This is a genomic window from Methylotuvimicrobium sp. KM1, assembly GCF_044788715.1.
Classification (GTDB): Bacteria; Pseudomonadota; Gammaproteobacteria; order Methylococcales; family Methylomonadaceae; genus Methylotuvimicrobium.
The window spans coordinates 2,393,677-2,412,500 of sequence record NZ_CP173170.1 but is presented as its reverse complement, the minus strand read 5'-3'; the positions used below and the strand labels follow the sequence as shown (position 1 = coordinate 2,412,500).

The 18,824-nt window shown below is 47.0% G+C and carries 17 protein-coding genes; all 17 read right to left on the bottom strand.

Features of this window, described 5'->3' with window-relative positions:
- Positions 1–486, bottom strand: coding sequence for a DUF6484 domain-containing protein (locus tag ACINK7_RS10230; protein ID WP_404361251.1), 486 nt, complete (start codon positions 484–486; stop codon positions 1–3).
- Between the two features lie 184 nt (positions 487–670).
- Entirely contained in the window at positions 671–2,803 is a 2,133-nt protein-coding gene (locus ACINK7_RS10225; RefSeq protein WP_404361250.1) for a type VI secretion system Vgr family protein, read from the bottom strand.
- 42 nt (positions 2,804–2,845) lie between these two features.
- Entirely contained in the window at positions 2,846–3,406 is a 561-nt protein-coding gene (locus ACINK7_RS10220; protein WP_404361249.1) for a papain-like cysteine protease family protein, read from the bottom strand.
- 113 nt (positions 3,407–3,519) lie between these two features.
- Positions 3,520–3,813 carry a PAAR domain-containing protein gene (locus ACINK7_RS10215; RefSeq protein ID WP_404361248.1) on the bottom strand — a complete coding sequence of 98 codons (294 nt, stop codon included), beginning with the start codon at positions 3,811–3,813 and terminating at the stop codon, positions 3,520–3,522.
- A gap of 46 nt (positions 3,814–3,859) precedes the next feature.
- Complete coding sequence (locus ACINK7_RS10210) at positions 3,860–4,447, bottom strand: DUF6931 family protein (protein WP_404361247.1); 588 nt, start codon at positions 4,445–4,447, stop codon at positions 3,860–3,862.
- A gap of 10 nt (positions 4,448–4,457) precedes the next feature.
- The gene (locus ACINK7_RS10205; protein ID WP_404361246.1) at positions 4,458–6,401 is read right to left on the bottom strand and encodes a type VI secretion system Vgr family protein; all 1,944 of its coding nucleotides are present in this window, start codon (positions 6,399–6,401) and stop codon (positions 4,458–4,460) included.
- Positions 6,402–6,525: 124 nt separating this feature from the next.
- Entirely contained in the window at positions 6,526–7,140 is a 615-nt protein-coding gene (locus ACINK7_RS10200; protein WP_404361245.1) for a hypothetical protein, read from the bottom strand.
- 141 nt (positions 7,141–7,281) lie between these two features.
- Entirely contained in the window at positions 7,282–7,812 is a 531-nt protein-coding gene (locus ACINK7_RS10195; protein ID WP_014148418.1) for a papain-like cysteine protease family protein, read from the bottom strand.
- 70 nt (positions 7,813–7,882) lie between these two features.
- Positions 7,883–10,600: a type VI secretion system ATPase TssH gene (tssH, locus tag ACINK7_RS10190; RefSeq protein WP_404361244.1), complete on the bottom strand. Its 2,718-nt coding sequence runs from the start codon at positions 10,598–10,600 to the stop codon at positions 7,883–7,885.
- A gap of 153 nt (positions 10,601–10,753) precedes the next feature.
- Positions 10,754–11,770 (bottom strand): type VI secretion system baseplate subunit TssG, encoded by a 1,017-nt coding sequence (gene tssG, locus ACINK7_RS10185; RefSeq protein WP_404361243.1) that lies wholly within the window; start codon positions 11,768–11,770, stop codon positions 10,754–10,756.
- Complete coding sequence (gene tssF / locus ACINK7_RS10180; protein WP_404361242.1) at positions 11,734–13,614, bottom strand: type VI secretion system baseplate subunit TssF; 1,881 nt, start codon at positions 13,612–13,614, stop codon at positions 11,734–11,736. The genes tssG and tssF overlap by 37 nt, the downstream gene beginning before the upstream one ends.
- 3 nt (positions 13,615–13,617) lie before the next feature.
- Complete coding sequence (gene tssE, locus ACINK7_RS10175) at positions 13,618–14,118, bottom strand: type VI secretion system baseplate subunit TssE (protein WP_404361241.1); 501 nt, start codon at positions 14,116–14,118, stop codon at positions 13,618–13,620.
- Positions 14,119–14,121: 3 nt separating this feature from the next.
- Positions 14,122–14,925 (bottom strand): type VI secretion system accessory protein TagJ, encoded by an 804-nt coding sequence (locus ACINK7_RS10170; protein ID WP_404361240.1) that lies wholly within the window; start codon positions 14,923–14,925, stop codon positions 14,122–14,124.
- A 149-nt stretch (positions 14,926–15,074) separates the two neighbouring features.
- Entirely contained in the window at positions 15,075–15,566 is a 492-nt protein-coding gene (locus ACINK7_RS10165) for an Hcp family type VI secretion system effector (RefSeq protein ID WP_404361239.1), read from the bottom strand.
- A 118-nt stretch (positions 15,567–15,684) separates the two neighbouring features.
- On the bottom strand, positions 15,685–17,184 hold the full coding sequence (tssC, locus tag ACINK7_RS10160) for a type VI secretion system contractile sheath large subunit (protein WP_404361238.1): 1,500 nt from the start codon (positions 17,182–17,184) through the stop codon (positions 15,685–15,687).
- A gap of 3 nt (positions 17,185–17,187) precedes the next feature.
- A complete protein-coding gene (gene tssB, locus ACINK7_RS10155) occupies positions 17,188–17,718 on the bottom strand; it encodes a type VI secretion system contractile sheath small subunit (RefSeq protein ID WP_404361237.1) in 531 nt (176 codons plus the stop codon).
- 47 nt (positions 17,719–17,765) lie between these two features.
- Positions 17,766–18,818 (bottom strand): type VI secretion system protein TssA, encoded by a 1,053-nt coding sequence (gene tssA / locus ACINK7_RS10150; RefSeq protein WP_404361236.1) that lies wholly within the window; start codon positions 18,816–18,818, stop codon positions 17,766–17,768.
- Between the last annotated feature and the right edge of the window lie 6 nt (positions 18,819–18,824).

The following is an 18,824-nucleotide window of genomic DNA, read 5'->3' as shown; positions in this document are numbered from 1 at the left end:
TCAGTTGATTTGCACCGAGCCGCCCTTGATGCGATTGACGCCGGACGAGCGATTGAGAATATAAGCGCCTCGGATGATGATTTTACCGGCGCGGGTCAACGTGATGCTGGCCTTGCCGCAGCGTAGCACGATTTCCTGATCGGCTTGCAGGACTACCCGTTCTCCGTCTATTTCTGCATCGAAAGTTTGTTCATTCGGCTTTTCGGTTGAAATAACCGGCTGCTGCATGCGACCGATGATCAGTGGCCTCGCCGGGTCTCCATTTTCGAACAATAACGCCACCTCGCATCCGATATCCTCGCGCGTCAGGTTCGCGGTCGAACGGGCCGGCACTGCCTCCGCCTGAGGATTGCCGGTAAAACCGACTAGCGGCGCGCCTTGACCGTCGAATCCGATCAATAAACCGACAACCACGCCGTCGATCTTTTCCGGCATGATTTCTTCTTTATGCAGTCGATTCGATTGCTGAGTCAAAACATCGGTCATGCTTGCATCTCCGAAAAATTATACTTCGCGTGGTCATGTTTGAGGCTTTTATGGCAATGCTATTTTGTTCGAGAGCAAGGCGCGAAAACAGGCGCATAGCAAGCTATGTAACTGTTTTCGCAACGCCGCTATCGGACAAAAGAGCGCGTCAGAAAACCGCAAATGTGGCCGCGCGAAGTATATATTAATTTTGCAGGACTTTTTTACCCTTGATTACGACATTTTTGTCGGCCTTCGCATTGATTTCGCCGCTGCCTTTTATCGTAATGTTCTTGCCCTGTATCATGATCGTACCGTCTTTTTTCATCGTGATGCTGGCCTTGCCGGTTTTGATCACGACTTGGTCGCCGGCGTCTATCGTCAGATTCTTTCCGACGCTGAGGGAATTGTCCTTGCCGACGCTGGCACTGCGATTGTTGCCTACCATTTCATTCACGTCTTTGCCGACCGTCACGGCCTGAGTCAGACCGACCGTAATGGTTTGCGCGGCGCCTACCGTGACTTCCTGAGCTGCGCCGACATTGATCATTTCGTTGACGCCGACATTGTGGGTACGGGTCAAGCCGACATTGACGACTTCGTTCTGGCCGACGTTACGGGTGCGGTTCGAGCCAACCGTGATCGACTCGTTAGAACCGACCGTTTCGGTGCGATTGACGCCGATCGTGATCGTCTCATTGTTACCGACCGTCTCGGTTCGGTCGTGCCCGACGACGGTCGTTTCGTCATGATCGATTTTTTTGCTGCGATCGTTGCCTACCCAGTGCGTCTCGTCGTTTTCGACTTCGATGTCCTGATTTTTTTCGGCATGGATGAAAAGCTGTTCGGACCCTTTCTTGTCCTCGAAGCGGATTTCGTTGAAATTATCGGCGACTCCGCCCTTGCTGCTGCGCGTCTTGATACCGCTTTGAGTTTGGTTGGCCGGTAAATCATAAGGCGGCATTTGCTCGTCGTTATAGACGCGTCCGGTGATCAGGGGCCGGTCCGGATCGCCTTCCAGGAAGCTGACGACCACTTCTTGGCCGATGCGCGGCAACGATATCCAACCCCATTTCTTACCGGCCATCGGATGGGAAACCCTGACCCAACACGAGCTGTTTTCATCGTCTTGCCCTTCCCTGTCCCAATGGAACTGCACCTTGACGCGGCCGTATTTGTCGGTCCAAATCTCTTCACCCGACGGACCCACGACAATCGCAGTCTGAGAGCCGGAAACGATCGGCTTCCGAGTCAGTCTTTCCGGACGAAAAGCCTGAGTGGCATCGATCGCGTCAAAACTACACTCGAATATCTTGCCGGCTCCACTCACGCTCGATTCAAGATCGTCGCCTTGCATCGCATAAGAAGCCGACACGACAATATGTTCCTTGTTTTCTTCCGAAAAATAAAAATCCGCGAGCGAAAACTTCATGCCGGGACTCAACGCCGAAGCATTACTTTGGCCGCGTTTCAATGAATAGGCATTTTGCCGCTCTTCCAGTCGTTTATCGACCAGCTTCGTATCGACCGATGAAACGGTAAATTTCCCCGGAAAGTCATAGATCTCTTGATCGCTATGCGAATAGCCGCCGGGATTGTGCTTCTTGATCGTCAAATCGGAGCTGGGCGATTCGAAATCGAAATCGTTGAGCTCGTATTTGCCTATCGTTACCTGATTTTCCTGGAGCCATTCGTAAATATGATCGCGTTCGCGGCTGTCTTTATTGCCGAGCGGCAAATAAGGAATGGTCTGATAACCGCTCCGAGTTTGAAAGGCTTTGTTCGAATCGGCAATGACCACAGTGTGCTTGCCGTTATGATGCTCGAAGAAATAAAAGATACCTTCGTGCTCCATCAGGCGACTGATGAAATCGAAGTCGCTTTCACGATACTGCACGCAATAATCCAAGGGCTGATAGTCGCCGTCCAGTTTGTATTGAACGTCGGCGAATGAATATCGGCTCATGACTTCCTTGATGACATCGATGACCGACTTATCCTGAAATATCCGGCAATCGGCATTCAACGTCAAATACCATAGCCAAGGCCTCAACGTAGCCAGATAATTGATATAGCGTCCGCGCAGCCCGGTATGTTTGAATTGCACGATCTCGCCGTTGATATGACGCGTCGTTCCGTTCGGCAGATCGAGATTGACGGTCATACCCTTGCCGAGCAATCGATCGGTTTTAACATTTCCCAATTTTTGGTCGCGAATCATCTCGACATCAAACTCGAACAATCGGCCGATTTCTTCCTTACCGGTCAACCGGTAGAAGATGAGCTGATCGTCTCCTAGCGGAGTGTCGGCTGTCACGGATCGATTGTTTTGGGCCATAATGCGTCTTACCTGGAAAGTTGTTTCGGATTGCCAAACAGTTTACTTTGTTGGAATCATATGCTGATATTCACCGCCCGCTTTACGCAAAGTAAACCCGGCTCCCCAGATAAACTGTTTATTCAGATCCGAAAACGGAATTTCAAAAAATGGGCGGTTTTCCGGATCGTGAATGATCGCTTTATTCTCTTTAACGCCAATGATTACAGACGCATGACCATAGGTATGACCGTTATGAGTCTTCAGCCAACCGAAAAAAATAGGCCCATATTTCTGCAGCAAGGTGGACAGAGCATCTATCGACCATTGCTTATCATTAGGTTCGGTAACATCGACCAGTTGTTCTCTGGATTTAAGAGTCGGCATCCATCCTGCATTGATCACATAATGACCGTATTGAACGACGCCCTTATCATCTTTCGACAGCGGAAGCGTAAATAACTCGGGAACACCCATTCGCGGCCCCGCTTCAAAAGAATAGCCTATCATACAGGCGCTGGCATACCAGCATCCGGTTGGATCGTCTCTAGGCGTCATTCCTTTGACATGGGAACCAATGCCAAGCTGTGTTACGAAGGGGACATTTAAACAATAATTCTTCATTTTCTGTATCCTAACTTTTGTGGTGTATCAAAAAGCTAGATATCGGCCAATTCGTAATCCAAAATCGCTTGCCAACTATTGGCTTTGCCTTTAGCGATAGGGTATATAAAGCTTCAGCCGCCTATTAAAACGGTCGGACAACCCGGGCCGACAATCACTCCGCCGTGTGAAGTATTATCCAGCAAGCGCGCTGCAGGCATGTTACAAATCAATACCGTGGATGAACCTTTGACAATGGTATCCGGAGGGCCCACACAAGTCGCCATATCCCCGACTTTTGCGGCCGGTAAATTGCCTATCAATACGGTTGGGGCTCCAGGCGGCAAAATAGGCCCACCGACATGGGGCACGACACCTGTAACCATGGGACAAACATGCATGTCCGTCACTCTAGCTGCTGGAAACACGATTCCCCCTTTTTATATGGTTTTACTGGCCATTGACTTCCTTTGTCTACGATTCAACTTTACGACCGTCGCCACCATTGGCAATATCAATGCCTTGCCGAATAAATGTCTGCTTTCTGTTTTTGACCTGAGCGGCACCATCTTGGGAAGCAGCCAGCATAATGGCGCCTGCAACCGCTTTTGCGGTAAGGTCTGGAGCAGGAGGAACAATATTGCCATCCAAAGGCGAAAGATTATCGCCGCTCCAAAATGCCGCTGTTGCCGCCCAACCGGCAGCCGTTTTAAAAGCTGTCGCTTCGGCGGCAGTAAAAGCGGCTTTGGCATTTTCTTGAATAGGCTTATACACCCAAGCTTCAGCCAACTCCACCGCCTTCGCATCCTTTGGATTCGTTTGAGTACTTTGACAACTACGAGCACACAAGCAAGCCCACCACGTCGCTTCTCTTTTGGGTAAGCCATAAGCGATAAAATTAATACAGTCGGTGAAACATTCTTCTTGTATTAATTTTTCAATAAATTCAGCAGGCGTGCCTTCTTGAGTTAATAACGATTGACCTAATTCGCTTAACTCGAACAACCCAGAAATTTCGGCAGCCTTTTCTTGTTTTATTTTTATTAAATTTATTTCAGTCATTGCCCATACGCTAGTTAATTTTTGTCAAACCGCCCTGCAGAATCAACATGCCGTCTCCTTTGACCGTGGTCATTGGGCTCTTTATTTCAGACATCGCACTACCCTCCACTTTTATCATAGTTCCTTTGATCGTGATCCCTGCTTGGGTGATTTCGATACTGTTGGCACCCACTTTGAGCTCGATGGATTGCATCGCTTCAATCGTGCTTTTACCGGAATCGATTTTGACTGAATGATTGCCGGTCGATACCTTCAAATCATAATTACCCTGATCGATCTCGATGTTACGATTGCCCGTTTCAATTTTCAACTTATCGTTGCCATCGTGCAAAGTAACGGTTCTATCGTTTTGGATCTCGATCGTTTGATCGCCCTTGTCTTTTTTATCTAAACCGATCTTGCGTGTCTCGTTATTTTCGATTACACAATTAAGGTCTTTTTCGGCATGAATGTAAACTTCTTCCTCGTCTTTTTTGTCCTCGAAACGTAATTCGTTGAAGTTATCGGCCGTACCTTCTTTTGAACTGCGAGTCTTGATACCGCTTTGAGTTTTATTGGAAGGTAAATCATAAGGCGGCATTTGATCGTCGTTGTAAACTCTCCCGGTTATCAACGGTCGGTCCGGATCGCCCTCTAAAAAGCTGACGATAACTTCTTGACCGATCCGCGGCAAAGAAACCCACCCCCATTTCTTACCGGCCATCGGCTGAGAAACCCTGACCCAACAAGAGCTGTTTTCATCCTCTTGCCCTTCCCTGTCCCAATGGAACTGTACCTTGACGCGGCCGTATTTATCGGTCCAAATTTCTTCACCTGAAGGACCGACGACAATCGCGGTCTGCGATCCGGAAACCAAAGGTTTAGGTGTCAATCTGATCGAACGAAAAGCTTGCTTCGCATCGATCGCGTCGAAACTGCATTGAAAAATTTCACCGCCCCCACCCATGCCAGAAACGCTATCGTCGCCTTGAATAATATAGGATGCGGACACAACGACATGTTCGATGTTTTCTTCGTCAAAATAAAAATCGGTTAGTGTGAATTTCATGCCCGGAATGAGTCTTAACGCATTTCCCTGGCCTCGCTTAACGGAATAGGCATTTTGCTGCTCTTCCAAGCGCTTATCGACCAACTTGCTATCTACTGTCGTTGACGAGAATTTTCCTGGAAAATCGTAGACTTCCTGTCCGGATAGAGAATACCCCCCCGGGTTATGTTTTTTGATTGTTAAATCGGAACTCGGCGATTCAAAATCGAAATCGTTCAGTTCGAATTTACCTGCCGTGACTTGATTTTCTTGAAACCACTCGTGAATATGATCCCGCTCGCGGTTTGCTAAGTTTCCCTCCGGGAAATATGGAATGGACTGATAACCGCTTTGAGTTTCGAAAGCTTTGTTCGAATCGGTAATCACTAGTTTATGTTTACCATCTTGATGCTCAAAGTAATAAAAGATGCCGTCGTGTTCCATCAAGCGACTGATGAAATCAAAATCGCTTTCTCTATACTGAACGCAATACTCCAAGGTTTTGTATTCGCCGTCCAATTTATATAGAACATCGGCAAAAGCATAGTTGTCCAATACGGCCTTTATCACCTCGATAACCGATTTGTCTTGAAAAATTCGGCAATCGGCATTTAAGGTTAAATACCATAACCAAGGCCTTAAAGTTGCACGGTAACAACTGAAACGACTACGGAGCCCTATATGCTTGAATTGAACGATCTCACCGTTAAAAAACCGCGTGCCCCCGTTGGGCAGATCCAGCTTGACTGTCATTCCTTTGCCCAATAATTGATCGGCTTTGACACTGCCCAGTTTCAGATCGCGAACTAACTCAACCTCAAACTCAAACAATCTGCCAATGGATTCTGTCCCCGTCATACGATAGAAAACCAGCTGATCATCACCTAATGGGGTATCGGCAGTAACGGATCTATTGTTTTGTGCCATGATTTATAAAATTCCGGTTATAAAGTGGCCTAACAGAGGCGACTGAAAAATTGGTTTTATTGACTCGTCTATATCAAAGTTTATTAGCTTATTTAAATTCTGTCAGTTTCACCGCTTACTTATTTCAAACAGGAAATACTCCAATCAATGTCTTGATAATACCGCTTGCGCCAACACCCATTTTGGTAAGCTGGTAATAGAAACTCCATTGCCTAGTTTTAGAGTTACGGACACCAAAAGTGATCACATGAACAGGGTCTTTATCCGAGCCCATATACATATGCGGGCTCACAATCGTACTTCCCAATTTGCTGCCCTTCAAGATAGCGTCCTGTTTGTTCCATGCATTATTTTGCGATTTCATATTAATGTGAGCGACATAGCGTGAACCATCCTCGGCTGGAGAACCAACGCCAAAGCTGCAACCGTTCATCGGTGCAGTAAACATGATATTTGCGGCATTGCTGACTGTCGTAGACTGAATAGAGTCATCCTGGTAAGGGCACCAATATATTTCCATTATGCCTTCAGCATTACCCCCATTACCTGCAGGCCGAGCCATATAAGTTGCAATCTGCGCCCCTGGACGTTCGACACTACTTGCTAGACCATTAAGTTTTTCCAGAGTAAAAAATTTTTTACCTCCTGTTTTATTAACATCACCTCCTTCAGGCGTGGAAACGATGTTATTTTGCATAAACTCAACAGGGTCAGAAAGAAAGCGGTCTACAGCTGGCATAAATACCTCAATTTTATGAATAATAATTTTATCGACTACCTAAGAATTCGGTCATCAATAACTTCTCTTAATCGGCAATGCGACTATTAAGGTGAACTTTAGAATAGGTTCTTATCCGCAAAAACCAGTGAGATAAGTTTATTAACCTTGATGTGGTTTTCCTTTTTTTCGCATCAATGCGCGGTTCCCCCACATTAACTTGCTGTTAAAATTATTCAACGACATCCGAGAATTTGGCGCGTTTTCTGGGTCGTGATAAATCACTTCATTTGCTTCAGAGTCTATACCAATAACAACTGAAACATGAGCCCCCGGAGCCCACCATGACATCATTAAAGGTCCATACTCTTTAAGCATTTTCGCAAGTTGCCAATTTTTCCATTTTTTATCAGCCGGTTCAGGGACTTCTTCTAATCCTTCATTCTGCATCATTTTTAATTCAGCATCACCACCAATAGGAAAATGTCCGACATCTGTACCGTGTTTAAGTTTGTCAAGAGGACGTTTAAATAATTCCGGGTTACCTAACCGAGGGCCTGCTTCAAAATAAAATCCAACCATGCACAAACTGGCATACCAACATCCAGTTGGATCATCTCTTCCGTGATGTTTACCGATCTCTGCGCCAATACCAAGTTGTGTGACAAATGGTACATTTAGATAAAAAGACATAAGATACACCCTTGTGTATTATTTGCATTAACGACTTTAAGAAACGAGCATTCCCAATAAGTAGTTTGATTCAAAACTCATAAACAAACTCTCCATCCGCCACACCGACATGAACCCTTTCAACTGTCTTACCTTCCATCATCCGCGTTAAAAACTCGGAGCTGATACTGGGTAAGACCGTATTGGTCAATATCGCGTCGATCATGCGGCCGCCACTCTCGACTTCGGTACAGCGTTCGGCTATTAGCTTGATGACGTCGTCATCATAGGTAAACGGTACTTTATGACTTTCAACAATACGTTTTTCGATACGTTTTAACTGCAATTTCGCGATTGCGGCGATCATTTCGTCGCTTAACGGGTAATAGGGAATAACGACTAGACGACCCAACAATGCCGGCGGAAAGACTTTTAGCAACGGTTCCCTTAAGGCTTTGGCAATGCCTTCAGGCTCCGGCATCAAATCCGGATCTTTGCAGAGATTGGCGATCAGCTCGGTACCGGCATTGGTAGTCAAAAGAATCAGCGTATTCTTGAAATCGATGACCCGGCCTTCACCGTCTTCCATCCAGCCTTTATCGAAAACCTGAAAGAAAATTTCATGAACGTCCGGATGCGCTTTTTCGACTTCATCGAGCAATACGACCGAATAAGGCCTGCGCCGGACCGCTTCGGTCAACACCCCGCCTTCGCCGTATCCGACATAACCCGGAGGCGCACCTTTCAGCGTCGATACGGTATGGGCTTCCTGGTATTCGCTCATGTTGATTGTGATAACATTCTGCTCGCCACCGTACAAGGCTTCGGCCAAAGCTAGAGCGGTTTCGGTCTTGCCGACTCCCGACGTGCCGGCCAACATGAACACGCCGATCGGTTTGTTCGGATTATCGAGACCCGCTCGTGAGGTTTGAATACGCCGCGCTATCATATCCAACGCATGACGTTGTCCGATGATTCGTTGCTCGATAGTATCGGCCAGATGAATAATGGTCTCGATTTCATTCTTGACCATACGCCCGACAGGAATTCCGGTCCAATCGCCGACGACGGAAGCCACGGCTTGAGCGTCAACGCTCGGTAAAATCAACGGCGATTCGCCTTGCAAATCATGCAATTGAGATAACAAGTTTTTTAAATCTTCAAGCAGACTATCGCGTGTTGCCGAGTCGGACTCGACTTCCGCAACTTCTTCAACCGCTTTTTCGAGTTTGCTGTCGGTCCCCTCTACTTTACCGCCCTGCTCACGCAGTTTTTGACGAATATCTAAAATGTTTTTTACGAGTTCCCGTTCGTTATTCCAGCGCTCTTCTAGCAATGCCAAGCGATCTTTTTCGGCTTTTAGTTTTTCCAGAACAATCGTTTCGCGGTCTTTGATATCGACGCCAACCGACTTTTCTCTGCCGATGATCGCCAATTCGGTATCCAATCCGTTAATCCGTTTTCGGCAATCATCGACTGCGGCAGGAACGGCATGCTGGCTGATTGCTACGCGTGCCGATGCAGTATCGAGCAAACTGACCGATTTATCGGGCAACTGCCTGGCGGGAATATATCGGTGAGACAGCTTTACCGCAGCTTCCAGAGCCTCATCGAGTATTTGAACCTGATGGTGTTTTTCCATGACCGATGCGACACCTCGCATCATCAGTATCGCTTTTTCCTCATTCGGCTCCAGTACTTGCACGACTTGAAAACGTCGCGTCAATGCCGGATCTTTTTCGATATGTTTCTTATATTCGGCCCAAGTCGTAGCCGCGACGGTTCTGAGCGTACCTCGAGCCAGAGCCGGTTTTAAAAGGTTCGCTGCATCGCCGGTGCCGGCTGTGCCTCCGGCGCCGACCAAGGTATGCGCTTCGTCGATGAACAAAATGATAGGTTTTTCGGACGATTGCACTTCCTCGATCACTTGACGTAAGCGGTTCTCGAATTCGCCTTTCATGCTGGCGCCTGCCTGCAGCAAACCGACATCAAGCGTACGCAACGTGACGTCCAGCAAGGACGGCGGCACGTCCCCGGCGACGATCTTCTGCGCGAAGCCTTCAACGACGGCAGTTTTGCCGACGCCGGCCTCGCCAGTCAATATCGGGTTATTTTGACGGCGACGCATTAGAATATCGATGACCTGACGGATTTCTTCATCGCGCCCGACGATCGGGTCCATCTTGCCTTGGCGTGCCTGTTCGGTTAAATCGACGGTGAATTGTTTCAAGGCTTCTTGTTTACCCATCTGTGCCGGTGACATCGCGCCGCTGGCTTCGCCCGGAACAGCCCCGCCCCCGACTTGAAAACCGTCGCTTGAATGCAGTCCTTCTTCAGGCGAGCCGCTGACAATCTCCGCGAAACGTTCGGTTAAGGTATCCGGCTTGACTTTCCCGAATTCGTTGGAAATTTCAAGCAAGGCATGATTCAACCCCTTCGTTTTAAGAATACCGACAACCAAATGTCCCGAACGTACCTGCGATTCGCCGAACATTAGGGTACCGTATACCCATCCTCTCTCGACAGCTTCTTCGACATGCGACGATAAATCGGAAATCGATGTAGAGCCTCTTGGGAGCCGATCCAACGATTCGGTAAAGTCGCGCGCCAATTTGGACGGGTCGAGATTAAACTGACGAATGATTTTATGGAGATCCGAGTCTTGCAACTGAAGAATCTGATGCAACCAATGCGTCAGTTCCACGTAAGGGTTGCCACGCATTTTACAAAACACGGTAGCGCCCTCTATTGATTTGTAGCACACTTTATTCAGCTTACCGAATAATGCGACACGGCTGATATCACCCATAACTCACTCCTAAAATAATTGTCAAATTGACCCGCATCTTATATCTGCGCTCAAACTTCGGCATCACTCATCAATAGGCTTTTCCGCCAACACTTAAAACGCTATTTCCGTTCATTACGTACTGCCCACTACTCAAAAATTTAGATCAACTCATCATCGTATCGGATTGAGCAATAGATCATTCGCATCTTCGGTGCTGTGTCGCTCACCGAGCCAGCTTGTCCAGCCCAGTCGTGTGCCGCCGTCCAATTGACTCATCGGTACCTCGTCAGATTTCAAGATTAGATTGACATCCCAATCGAACTCAAAGCCACTGTAGTTTCGTACGATCGCAATCAATTTTTCCAACCGTTTACCGGTAGGCAGCAAGCTGACATATTCTGTTAGGGTCAAAGGCCCGAACAGAACCCGGAATTTATGCTGACAACTCCAAACTCTGGAGCCCAATACGACCGACTCGCCTAATCTACCGGTTTTGGTCGATTCACCTAATCGGGTCAAATCCTCGGTTTCTATCTGTAACCATTCGCCGATGAACTCATTGAGTCTCACCGGTAATTTATAGAAATCGGCTAGGATAGCAATCAGCCCGTCAGCATTGTTAGCCTGGTTCGCTAAATGGCCTATGTAATGAAACTTGGCCAGATCCGGCATCGCATCGCGATCTTGAAATACCTCATCGCCGATCCCCGCTAACGCTCCTAAATAATCGCCAAACCGGTCTTCGTCGGGCCGGTCGAAACTGAAGGCAGGTTCGGCATCCGCTTTGGCGCGATAGAACAACGCAACCATGCGATGATGAAAAATATCGCCAAATCGGGCCAGAGTATGATCATGAAAATTATGTTCCCGGCTTCGCACATATTCAGTCAGATGCAATGGCATCGGACCGTTGGGTCCGAACAGACCTAAAAAACGCTGTGACAATCGGGCCGGCTTTCCTTCTTGAGCTGCAATAAATTGACTCAATGTCGACGATTCAAAAGCCATAGAGATTTCTTGACAAAATCTTACTGCGTCGTCTACGGGCCGACCGGATTGTCCTATCAAAGGTTTGTCGTCATAGCTACATTCAATCAACCGTAAGGCATGAAAAAAATCGTATTGATGCGGCTGTTCGAGTAAACCTTCGATTAAATCGTTTTTCTTCGACCTATTCTCGCCGGCCATCTGATGATTTCTCCACGATCCGGGGACTTGACCACGGTTTCGGTAAACGAGTTAATTGAAACATAGCGGGCTAAAAAATTTTCCAGCACTGCCCCCATCAAGAAGACCCCGCTGCCTTCAAAAGCGGACTCTTCGAAATTTAAGGTTATTTCTAAGCCGCGCCCAAAAACGATGGGGCCAGCCGTATTGATCCGCCTAACGATATTTTTCGCATGGATCGACAACAATCCCTCGATTTGATTAGTAATAGCGGCAACATTGTATTCGCTATATAACTTCAATAAACTCCTCAGAGCGACGGCACCTTCTTTGTCATTACGGTCGATTAAACTTAAATAGTTCATCGACAAATGATTGATTAAACTCCAATTGACATTGCCATAGGCGGTCGATGCCCGAGGTTTCGTGGGACCTGAAAGGCAACGGATGCTTTCGACCGGTGCGCCCTTCTGCATCGTGAAGTCGGTTTTTCCGCCACCCAACGGCATCAGCAACGGTAAATCGCGATTACTGCAAAGCGCCTTGATCGATAGCTGTTTAAGGTCTTTACCGTAAGGCGCCGATTGTCCGTCGACCAGCGTAATAAAAGTCTCATTGCCGATATAACTCGATCGCGGCCCTTGACGTTTTTGTTTCGACGAAGCCTTCCGTTGTTGACGATGTAACGAATAATAAGCAGGCCGGACGTCATGGCTTCGTTCGTCGCTGTATCGATAAAAAGGCTGAAATTCCTTTTTTTCATCGACGCCCCCGCTCCCAATGCCAATGACTTCCTTGACTTGGCAAATTTCAAAGTCCATCGGTCTAGAGCGATCCGGAATAATATGAAATTCGGATGACTTCTGATCGATATAGATAGGATCGGCATGCCTGGGAAACAGATTGATCGCCGGAGTACAAAACAACGCAAATTGAGATTTGTCGACAGCATTAATCAGTTTTGCGTGGCTTCGTTTTAGCAGAACGATTAAATCCATCTCTTCAGCATCGCACTGATTCAAAGCTTGAGCGAAACCTGTGAATTCCGAAAACATAAAGCGTTCTGGAAAGGCAAAATATTCTTGCAAAAGACGGTAACCCTGGAAAGAACGAGGCGAATAATTGAGCAAGGCTTCTTCATCGGAAAAACCGATCCGGGATATCGCATTATCTTTGACTAAATGTTGCCATCGATAAGGTTTTTCGGTCGGCTGCATGCAAACGGCTAACGAATCACCAATCAATTGTTCATACAAGTGCATCGGCAATTCTCCATGCCCGCGTAAAAAAACGGGTAAGGAATCCAGTTTTAACTCATTGAATTTCAAACCTGCCGTGGTTTTCAGCCGGATGCGAATCGCAGCTTTTACACCGCTAAGATTATGTGAGCAGAGGTTCGCCACGGCACCAAGATTCGGCAGATATTCCGCCTCTTGAATTTGTAAAGGCCAAAGTTTGATTTCGTGCGCGGTGCGATATTCGCAGGGGGTTTGTTCGCCTTTTGACGTCTGGCTTCGTAGCGCGGTTGCTCTTTCTATCGTAAAACCTTCACTTAACGAACCTTCCGTTAAATCGGGTTGAAATTGCACGACGGCCATAGACGGAGTCGGCTCGAGATAATTCGGATATATCATTTCCAGCAAATGCTGGGTAAATCGCGGAAACTCGGCATCGAGCTTCAATTGGACGCGTGCCGCCAAAAAGGCGAATCCTTCCAATAATCGTTCGACATAAGGATCGGCGCATTCAAAGCTATCCATGCCCAAGCGCGCTGCAATCTTAGGAAACTCGACGGCAAATTCGCCGCCCATTTCCCTCAAATGGTGCAGTTCCGTGTTGTAATAACGCAATAATTTCGGATCCATGCCTTAACCGCCCATGTCGCGTAGATTAACATCGCCGGTCAATACATCGATTTCAGTTCGTAAATAAAGATGTATCGGAAGGGGCTGCGCCCAAAGATTGGCCTCGATGTCGAAGCTGATAGCTTGATGATTCATGACATCCGCCGACAATACTTTGACCGATAAGCTATTGGGTAGAATTCGCGGTTCAAAGACGGTAATGGCTTGTTTAAGTTTTCTTTCTATGTTGGTTAAATCCGCGCCGACCACGGAACTACCCGCCAGATTTTGTACGCCGAAATTGATCACCGACTGAGCGACTTCCGGATAATCCGTTAAATCGGCAACGGACTCGAACGAATCGGCATTCAATAGCCAGGAAACATCACGCAGTACAGACTGCCTCAATTTCTGCATCGATAACACTCGTTTATCTCTGGATTCAACTCGATTGTTCGGCTCATCATCCGTCAATCGATCGAGTAACGAAGGTTGGAGGCGTTCTTTTTGGGTTAGTTCGGCCATGACTTATGTGTTATCAGTGCCATCAAAACTAATTTCACGGACATCCATTAAGGCATAATCATTGTGATTAGTGCTTAACAAACGCTGTCCCAGACCGATGAATAGCCCTTCATACGACTCTTGCCATTCGGTCTTGCGCGCCAGTCGAATAGCGGCATCCCGATTACTTTCGGAGTTGACATAGCGTGTCGGAATAAACCCGACCGCTTCGCCGCCATTTTGCCAAGCAAAATGCACAGGCATCCAAACTAAATCGCGCAGGTCTTCCGGCAATTCTATTTGGATAGTGGTGATATGTTGAAAAGGAACCCAATAATATTGTCCATTTATGATTGTTTCAAGCATGGGGCCGAGCCGGACATCGGCATCCGCCAACCAGTCAAAACGCTCGCCATCAATCGAACCGGCCGTAACTGGAGCACCGTCGAAGGCTTGATTGCGTAGGTTTTGAGCTTCCTGGTATTTTTCTTGCGCAGTGAGATTAAGGGCCTGTAACAACAAGGCCATCCATTGTTGAGGCTCCCCAAAAATCAATGGTGTTTTCAAGCCCAAGAAAACTTCTTTACGCAATATTTCGCAACGAAGCGCCTCACGATAGGTTTGTACCATCGCCAGAGTTGCCGCATCCATTTCAGCCAAGACATTGAGTTGGGTCAACGCTCTTTCCCATTGACCTAAAACCGATAATAACTGAAAGAGAAAAATTCTATTTTTGACATTGGCAGGATCTTTTCTGACGGCCTGTTGAATGTCGGCCAATGCTTGTTCAAGATTGCCGTCTTTCAATGCTTGTTCACTGTTCAACATTTATCGGTCCTCGGCTAGAGTCATTCCATAAATAAAAAGTGGGCGGCATAAACCGCCCATTCGGAAGGATGAGTAGCTCCTTTATTTCATTCGCCTAGCTGAACTTTCAAAAAACACTACAACCACTATTCAGCTAAAACAGGGAGTCATCAGATTTTATTTTTGGTTTTATTGGTTTTTAAATCATAACCTTTAGCTTCGCCTTTTTTAACAGTGCCGCCTTCTTCGAATTGGTTATATTGTAATGTGATACCCACATAGTTGATGGAAAAGGATTCACTCGGCCTTTCACCTCCGCTGCTCATGCTATAGCTAGTGATCAGCGGTTTTTCTAAAATAATTTCCACAAACTCTTGTCCGGAAGCATCTTTTCCGCCTGTTTGAATAAAATGAAAAGTCGCTTTATCCAATGTTTTACCGCATGCCGCTTCCTGCATTAACTGAGCAGAGGCAATATCCATACTTTTTGTGCATGTGACTTCGGAAAAGGATGGGTTACTGGTATCACGGTCGGCGCCGGTTCCGCTAGAGCTGACGGCGCGCCCGGCCCCCCATTGTACTGAGTCGATGGTTATCCAACCATCATGCTTATCGACTTTGGAATCGCCTTTTAATTCGGGTTCAAATTTTAATAAAATCATTGTTTATCCTCATAATTTACAGAAATAAATAAAATTACACACTGCTGATGAATAATCTCAAAAGGATTTAACCATTTTCCAAGAGATTTTATCTATCGCTTAAATCCATTTACAATCATCAACCGCCTTTTTGTGAAGGCAATTTGGAAGTTAGTCGTAAGGAAACAGTCAAGCCCTCCAACTGATAATGCGGTCTCAAATAAAATTTGGACGCATAGTACCCCGGATTACCTTCTACTTCTTCAACGACCACCTCGGCGGCGGACAAAGGACGAATGGCTTTGTCCTCTTCCGTTGCCAATGCCGGATTAGTCAAAACATAATTACTAATCCAGCTATTAAGCCATCTTTCCATATCGTCACGCTCTTTGAACGACCCTATTTTATCCCTGACGATACATTTCAAATAATGCGCGAATCGGCAAGTTGCGAACAAATACGGTAGTCTTGCAGCTAGATTGGCATTTGCCGTTGCATCGGGGTCGTCGTATTCAGCTGGTTTATGTAGAGACTGCGCACCGATAAATGCGGCGAAATCCGAGTTTTTCTTGTGAATCAATGGCATGAACCCTGATTTAGCCAATTCCGCTTCGCGGCGGTCGCTGATCGCGATCTCAGTCGGACATTTCATATCGACGCCGCCGTCATCGGTCGGAAAGGTATGGACCGGTAAACCTTCAACCGCACCGCCGGATTCAATGCCGCGAATTCTTGAGCACCAGCCATAAAGTTTAAATGAGCGGTTAATGTTGGTCGCCATCGCATAGGCCGCGTTAGACCAAGTATAATTGGCGCTGTTGGCCGCTTCGGTATCTTCTTCGAAATCGAATTCCTCGACAGGGTCGGTTTTTGCACCATAAGGCAGACGGGACAAAAATCTCGGCATCGCCATTCCCAAATATTTGGAATCGTCGGAATCTCGTAACGATCGCCAAGCCGCATACTCGGGGGTGGAAAAGATTTTGGTCAAATCTCTAGGGTTAGCTAATTCACCCCATGAGTCCATTTGCAATGTAGTAGGCGACAGTCCGGTAATAAACGGCGCATGCGATGCGGCGGAAATTTTCGCAATTTGATTCAATAATTCGACGTCGGGCGGTGAATGATCGAAATAATAGTCCCCCATTAAACAACCAAAGGGTTCGCCGCCGAATTGACCATATTCTTCTTCATACAATTTTTTGAACATGGGGCTCTGATCCCAAGCCGTCCCTTTAAACTTCTTGAGCGTCTTACCTAACTCATTCTTTGAGATGTTCATGACCCGAATTTTAAGCATCTCGTCGGTTTCAGTATTGTTGACCAGATAATGCAGTCCTCGCCAAGTACCTTCTAGTTTTTTAAAGTCTTCATGATGCAGTACTTTGTTGATTTGTTCGGTCAATTTACTATCGATTTGCGCAATGATAGACTCGATTGAAGCTATCGCGTCATCGGATACCAGCGAAGTATCCTTTAAAACAAATTCGGCAAGCGTTTGAACCGCGTTTTCAACTTCTTCTTTCGCTCGTTCGGATTTCGGTTTGAATTCCTTGGTCAATAATGCCGAAAAATCGCTGCCTTCAGCGACCTCTCCGGTCGTTACTTCTGCTTCTGTTGCCTGTTCTGCTTCAGCCATGGTTTACTCTCCTCCTTCCTCGGTTTTTGCTTCAGCTGGATCGGCCGGCTTCGGCGCTGCGGTCAGCGACTGCAATAAAGCCGGATCATTGATGACCTTCGCTATCAACTCTTCGGCGCCGCCTTTTCCATCCATATAGGTGACCAAATTGGCCAATTGCGTTCTCGCTTCCAGCAATTTATTCAGTCCGTCTACTTTTCTTGCCACAGCCGCCGGCGAAAAATCATCCATGTTTTCGAAAGTAAGATCGACATTCAAATTGCCTTCGCCTGTCAATGTGTTGGGCACCGTAAATGCGGCCCGAGGTTTCATTGCCTTCAGTCGATCATTGAAGTTGTCCACATCGATTTCGAGCATTTTACGATCTGCGACAGGCGCCAATGGATCGGCGGGTTTTCCCGACAAATCAGCGAGTACCCCCATTACGAAAGGCAGTTGAACTTTTTTCTCCGCACCATAAAGTTCGACATCGTATTCGATTTGTACTCGCGGCGCGCGATTACGCGCGATAAACTTTTGACTGCTTTCAGCCATGTAACACCTCCTCGATAGAAATTTATAACAGAAATTCCGAACTTAATTTATTCATCTTCACTCTTAGCTCCCATGATGATACTGGCTTGGCTGATGCCGTCCGGCGCAATATCCATGAGAGCGTCCATGAAACTTTTTCCGACTAGCCGCTGCGCCCGCTCAAGAAGCAAGGGCACAGGACTCGATGGTTCGTTTTTTTTGTAATAGTCGCAAATCAACTTGAGCGCATTGATGACGTCTTGACTGTTGTTTATAGCGCCTGAGATCGATTTTTTCGTGGCTTGCGGTTTGCTTGTTATCTCGTCCAGGCTTTCGGGATCGACTTGTGGCGCGTCGATGTCGTCGACCCCGCGAGACTCCAGCCAGCCCGATAACAAATGCTCAAACTCCTTCAATAAGTGCCTAAGCGCCTCGAAGTTAGGAGCATTGTTGATGCCTACTTGCTGAGTAACGAAGTTTTCCAAATTATTCAGGCTTTCAGCGCTTGCCACGATCGATGCCAAATTACTTTGTAATGCAGCAATATCGCTATCCTGAACAGCGGCTTCGATAGTCCCTAGTTTCGGGGCATTATCATCTTCGGAAACCGTCATTTTCTCGGTGGCAATCATGACATCGCGAAAACAAAAACGGCCTAATGCTTTCGACTCGACTAAAGCGACAAGCTGCAAAGGACGCAACATCGTTTCATGATCGCATAAAGCCATCAAAATATTGACGCGTTCAGTAGGGTCGTTGTCGTCATCGGGATCGAGCCGAGGATATACAACGTCCCAGTGCTTTGCGACCAATGCGTCTATTAACTTTAACCCTTCGCTAAGACCGGTAAGTCCTTCAAGTGCAATCAAGGAGCGCAAGTAATAAACCAGAACTCTTAAATCGCGTGTCCGTTCCAACAAGGATTCAGCGGATTTTTTAATTTCCTTCCAGTCCGGCGGTTCGGCTTCTTGTATGGTGTCGCCGATTTGCTGTTCCGGCTTGCCGATTATGTCCTGCTCCAACGCAATAAAAGCGGGATCATATTCCAGATCGTCGCCGCAAACATTATCAGGATCGATGTCCTGTAAATATTTTTCGATATCGATACTCAATGCACTCACTCCTTA